Origin of the sequence: Allobosea sp. (genome assembly GCF_030694325.1) — a bacterium.
Taxonomy (GTDB): Bacteria; Pseudomonadota; Alphaproteobacteria; order Rhizobiales; family Beijerinckiaceae; genus Allobosea.
This window is the reverse complement of the sequence record NZ_JAUXYO010000291.1, coordinates 1-5,333: the sequence shown is the minus strand read 5'-3', so window position 1 is coordinate 5,333 and position 5,333 is coordinate 1. Positions and strand designations below refer to the sequence as shown.

Here is a 5,333-nt window from a genome sequence, read left to right as displayed (position 1 = left end):
CCGCCGCAGCAGCCGCCCCTCGTTGGGTCCCGGCGGCGGCAGGCCGTCGCCGCCATCGAGCACCAGCACCCGGCAGGTGGCACAACGCGCCCGCCCGCCGCAGAGCGCGGCATGGGGGATTCCGAACCGCCGGAACATTTCCAGCACGGTCGCGCCTGGAGCGAGCTTGCGCACGCCATGGCCGACGAAGCGCACGGTGATCTGCCGCGTCGTCCGCACGCGGATCTCGCGGATGCCGACGAAGGCGACGAAACAGCCGACGAGGCCGTAGAAGATCGTCTTCGCCCAGGTCACGTTCTGGTTGAACATGACGATCTGGGCGTCGGTCGCGACCTCGGGCGCCATCGCCATCTGCCCGGCTTCGCGCCCGCCCACGGCGAACCCGATCAGGGCGAGAATCGGGATCAGGACCGCGAGCAGCAGGAAAGGGTCGCGCCAGCGCTGGTAGCCGTCGCGCGAGCGCAGCGTGAAATGCAGCCCGATGATGCCGTGGACCCAGACCAGCAGCAGCAGGACCGACTGCGTCGCGGCCAGCCCCGGCCAGAGGCGACGCAGCACGGCGCGATAGCTCTCGTCGAGATGGAAGAAGCTGCCCATCACGCGGGTCCCGACGATATGGTCGATCAGGAACAGCGGAATGGCGAGCCCGAGCGCGATCTGCAGCATCTCGCGCGCCGGCATCTTGAAGGTGCGCCGCTGCGCCACGCGCACCAGCGCGAAGAAGGGATGGACGATCAGCGCGCCATACAGCGCCACCGTCCCCGCCCAGGAATGCCAGAGCCAGTAGCGCCACTCCTGCACCTGCTCCATCGCCGCGACGCCGGCGATGCCGGCGGCATGGTTGAGGAAATGCGTGGTCGCGAAGAAGAGCAGGATCATGCCCGAGGCAAAGCGAATGTCGCGGCTCCAGGACGAAACCTGTCCCATGCCGGCGCCCATCCCGGCGCGTCGTCCCGCTGCCTGCTGTAGGCTCATGCCGAGGCCCCGATCGTCAATGGATCTTCTCCGCATGCAGCGTGAAATCGGCGAGCCGGTAGAGCCGCGACGCGAGGTCCTTCGTCAGCGCCAGGCTGAAGTCGGGCACCGTCTCGAGCAGCTCGAAGAACAGGTCCTTCGGCAGGCGCAGCGCCGCCACATCCGTCTTGGCGGTCACGGCGCCGACGAAGCTGCGCCCCGAAAGCAACGGCACATCGCCGACCAGGCTCCCGAAGCTGAGCGGCAGCCTCGGCCCGGTGCCGTCGGGCCCGCCATGCGAGATCTCGAGCTCACCGTGGAGGATCACGAAAACGCCGTCGGGCGCCTCGCCCTCGGCGATGATCTGCGTGCCGGCGTCGAAATGCAGTTTTTCGCCCATCAGCGCGACGAGCTTCAGCCGCGGCTGCGGCAGTGCCCGGAACAGCGGCAGCTGACGCAGGCAGGCGAGATCGGCTTCGAGTGTCATGGTCTCGCCTCCATCGGCTCGCTGCGGATACCCTGCCCCGTCGCAGGGGGGACGAACGGCTCGTCTCCGGCCTGTTGGCCATTCTCGATCGTCGCCGCCGGGCCATTGAAGACGATCCGGACCGGGATGTCATCGACCAGGTGGGTATCCCCGACCAGCAGGAACAGCGTCATCTCCGCGCAATACGCGCGCAGCCGTGCGATCACCTGCTCCGGTTCGGGCGACGTTGCCAGGAAGGCGCCGACATCGAGGATGACGATCTGCGGCGCCTTGATCAGAGCCTGTGCCAGCGGCACGGCGAGCTTGAGCCGGGTTGGGAGGAAGCGCCCCCGGAGCCCGCAATCGGTGTTGAGGCCGACGCGATAGAGGTCCCCGTCCAGGCCGGCGCGGGAAAGCGCCTTGCGGACGATGGCCGCCACCTTCTTGCGGGCGTCGGCGATGCCGTAGCCGATGCGCCCGAACATCAGGTTGTCGCGCAGGCTCGCGCCTAGCATCACCTTGCCGGGGTCGTAGAAATCGACGTCCTCCGCGGCATCGGCCGGGAGATGGCGCTTGAAACTCTCCCGCGCCCGGAGGATGCGCTGGCGCAGGCGCTCGTCGAGCAGGTTGAGCCGGTGCTTGGGCTCGATATAGCCCAGCGCCAGGGCGACGAGGTCGCGTTCCGCCACCGCGTCGAGCGGACTGCGCATGTCGTGCTTCTCGAGCAGCGCGGCGAGCTCGGCCAGCCGGTCGAAATCGAGCCCGGACCCGAAGGAATAGCGTTCGAACAGCGCGTGGCCATGCGGCAGGCCCGCGAAGATTTCCGCCACCGTCCCCGCGATCCGCGACCCGACCTCGACCAGCGGCTCGACCAGCGATTCGGCCTTGAGGATCGCATGGGCATAAGGCTCGAACAGGAGGGTCTCGTTGGCGAAGCGCGGCCCCGTGCGCGCCCCGAAGATCAGGTTCTCGGCGATCGTGGCGTTGGCATTGTAGCTTGCGGGGTCGAAGGGGGTGATCAGTCCGGTCAGCTTGCTGTGGGCCAGCTCATCCGCCACCGCCCGACGCGCAGCGACGATCTGCGCCTTCGCATCCTCGCGCAGCGAGGCGGTGACCTTGCCGTCTAGCCCCAGTTCGTAGACGTCTTCGGCGCAGCCGAGCACGTCGAGCACGGTTCTGAGCCGGGCCTCAAGCTCCGCCTCGTCGGCCACGCCGGCACCCTCGTAATCGGTCCAGTCGGCCTCGAACAGCAGCGGTGTGTTGCCGGAGCGGATCGACTCCACGAACTGGCGGTGCTCGCTTGCCGAGAGCTTGCCGTCGGGGCGGATGCTCGGCCGCCGCCGCTTGAGCGGCAGCAGGATGTTGTCGCGGATCGTGCCGGCGATGATCTCGGTTTCGCTGCCGGCATATCCGATGAGGTGGCTGGCGCGCTCGACCGACATGCGCGCCAGCGGGATGGAATCGATCATGACGCGGCCCGAATAGGACATCGCCTGCCGCCCGAGAATCCGCCCGAGCACGTCGCGCCCCCCACCCTGCGGCCCGACGACGGCGACCACGCCCGGGCGCGCGAACCGCGCCGACAGCGGCAGCAGCAGCGGCTGGCCGCGATTGTCGAGCATCTGGACGCTGTCGAGACGGATCTCGCCGGTCACGGGGAGCCGCTCGACGCCGCCCGGCTCGTCGAGCTGGACCGTGTCGTCGGCATTGAACTGGGTGATGACCTGCTCGTACTTGATCGTCACGTCGTTGCGCTGCTGGTCCCAGTCGATCAGTTCCTTGATCGGCGGCGGCAGGTCGCGATAGGCGGCGATGACGGCGACGAGCTGGCCGATGTCGAGCCGTCCCTGCAGGGCGAAGAAGCCGCCGATCGCGTAGAAGAAGAACGGCGTGATCTGGGCGAGCAGGTTGTTGATGAACTTGACCGCGAACTTCCGCTTGTAGAGCGCGTAGCGGATGTCGAAGAGCCGGCCGAGCCGGCCCGAAATATCGGACTGGACATAGGTGGTCGCACCATGCGCCTGGATGGTCGGGCCGGCATCGACGATCTCGCCGATCCGCCCTGCGAGCTGGCGGGAGGCGATCTGGCGCTCGCGGCCCAGCCGCAGCTGTTCGCGCCGCAGGATCGGCACGATGATCGCCTGCGCCAGCACGATCACGAGCGCGATCGAGCCGAGCCAGACGCTCTGCACCATGATGAAGGTGAGCGCCGTCAGGGCCTGCGTCAGCAGGAAGACCGGCTGGATGAAGGCGTCGCCGACGAAACCGCCGATCGGCTCGACCTCGTCCTTGATCATGCTGGCGACTTCGGCCGGCTTGACCGCCCGGATCTCCTCGGGGCGGAACCGCATCAGCTGGCTGAACAAGTCGTAGCGCATCCGCCGCAGCATCCGCTCGCCGAGGATGCCCTTGCGGACGTTGATGACGTATTTGAACGCCCCGTTGACCAGGACGAGGAACAGGAAATAGCCGCTCAGGCCGAGCAGGAGGCCGAGCTGGCCGACCTGGAACCCTTCGAACAGCGTGACGCTTCCCCCGCCGAGGAAGGACGGCAGATGAAGGCCGAAATCCAGCAGGGTCGCGGTGGTCTTGCCGTCCTTGAAGGCATTGCCCTGGATGGCGTCGTTGACGATCCGCTTCGGCACGTCGAACGACGCCCAATAGAATGGGATCGAGGCCAGGATGATGAACAGGACGATGATCTGTTCGCCGCGGCTCTTCTCCCAGACATATCGGAAGAGATTGGTCTCCAACGGGGATCCTTGCCGGCGCGACGCGCGCCCGTCTCCTGACCTGCGGTCCTCATATGTGTGTCAGCTACGCCCCGAGCGCAATCCGGGGTCGTCCTGCGTTTGCCGGAGCGCGGCCCATCCGGGACGCGACCTCGCGAGCCGGCCGCCGTCGGCCCGGTCACGCGGGACCGTTGCGCCGCTGTCATCCGCGCCGGCCAACCTCCGGCGCAATGACGCATCCACCCGAAAGCCGTTGGCAAGGTGGACCTTTCCGCGTCTAGTGACATTGTGATCCAGTAAGGTTGTGTCGGGGCGTTCCGGGCGAAGGCGGCTGATGGATATTCTGCGGATCGGCGATTTACGCATCGGCTTCACGGTTCACGGGCTCGCTCGCGATGTCGTGAAGGGTGTCAGCCTGCGCGTTCCCGCCGGCAAGACGGTCGCCCTCGTTGGCGAATCCGGCTCCGGCAAGTCTGTGATCTCGCAGGCCATCATGGGGCTGCTGCCGCGCGCCGGCGCCGTCACCGGCGGCGAGATCCTGTTTCGCGATCCCGAGAAACCCGGCTCGTCGATCGACATCGCCGGCCTCCCGGCCGAGGGCAAGGAGATCCGGGCCCTTCGCGGCGGCCGCATCGGCATGATCTTCCAGGAGCCGATGTCTTCGCTCTCGCCGGTCCACACCATCGGCAACCAGATCGAGGAGGCGCTGCTGCTGCATCGGCCGATGCCGAAGGGCGAGGCGCGCGGCCTGATCGAGACGATGCTCGGCCGCGTCGGTTTCAAGGAGCCCGCCCGTGCCTTCGGCCTCTACCCCTTCGAGCTCTCGGGGGGACTGCGCCAGCGCGCCATGCTCGCCATGGCGTTGATCTGCAAGCCGGCCCTGCTGATCGCAGACGAGCCGACCACGGCCCTCGACGTCACCATCCAGGCCCAGGTGCTCGACCTGATGCGCGATCTCCAGGCCGAGATGGGCATGGCGATCCTGCTGATCACCCATGATCTCGGCGTCGTCGCCAACATGGCCGACGAGGTCGTTGTGATCTATCACGGCGAAATCATGGAAAGCGGCCCGGTCGAGGAGATCTTCCGCCGCCCGCGCCACCCCTATCTCAAGGCCCTGCTCAAGGCCTCGCCGCATTTCGACATGGAGGAGGGCGAGCGCCTCGTGGCCCTGCGCGAGG

At 67.6% G+C, this 5,333-nt stretch carries 4 protein-coding genes; 1 reads left to right on the top strand and 3 read right to left on the bottom strand.

Annotation, left to right across the window (positions count from 1 at the left end; translation table 11 throughout):
* The 3 genes from Q8M82_RS18820 to Q8M82_RS18810 all read right to left on the bottom strand — a co-directional run.
* On the bottom strand, nt 1–927 hold a 927-nt coding region (locus Q8M82_RS18820), incomplete at its 3' end, for a 2Fe-2S iron-sulfur cluster-binding protein (protein ID WP_305692826.1).
* Nucleotides 928–991: 64 nt separating this feature from the next.
* The gene (locus Q8M82_RS18815) at nt 992–1,441 is read right to left on the bottom strand and encodes a cyclic nucleotide-binding domain-containing protein (protein ID WP_305692825.1); all 450 of its coding nucleotides are present in this window, start codon (nt 1,439–1,441) and stop codon (nt 992–994) included.
* Nucleotides 1,438–4,173, bottom strand: a complete 2,736-nt coding sequence (locus Q8M82_RS18810; protein ID WP_305692824.1) for an ABC transporter transmembrane domain-containing protein — start codon at nt 4,171–4,173, stop codon at nt 1,438–1,440. The genes Q8M82_RS18815 and Q8M82_RS18810 overlap by 4 nt, the downstream gene beginning before the upstream one ends.
* 313 nt (nt 4,174–4,486) lie before the next feature.
* Between Q8M82_RS18810 and Q8M82_RS18805 the strand changes: the two genes are divergently transcribed.
* Nucleotides 4,487–5,333, top strand: an 847-nt coding sequence (locus tag Q8M82_RS18805; protein ID WP_305692823.1) for an ATP-binding cassette domain-containing protein, incomplete at its 3' end; no start/stop codon positions are given.

What these genes read in the sequence shown, in the direction of transcription:
- Q8M82_RS18815 (WP_305692825.1), bottom strand. Translation starts at nt 1,441, where the DNA reads ATGACACTCGAAGCCGATCTCGCCTGCCTGCGTCAGCTGCCGCTGTTC.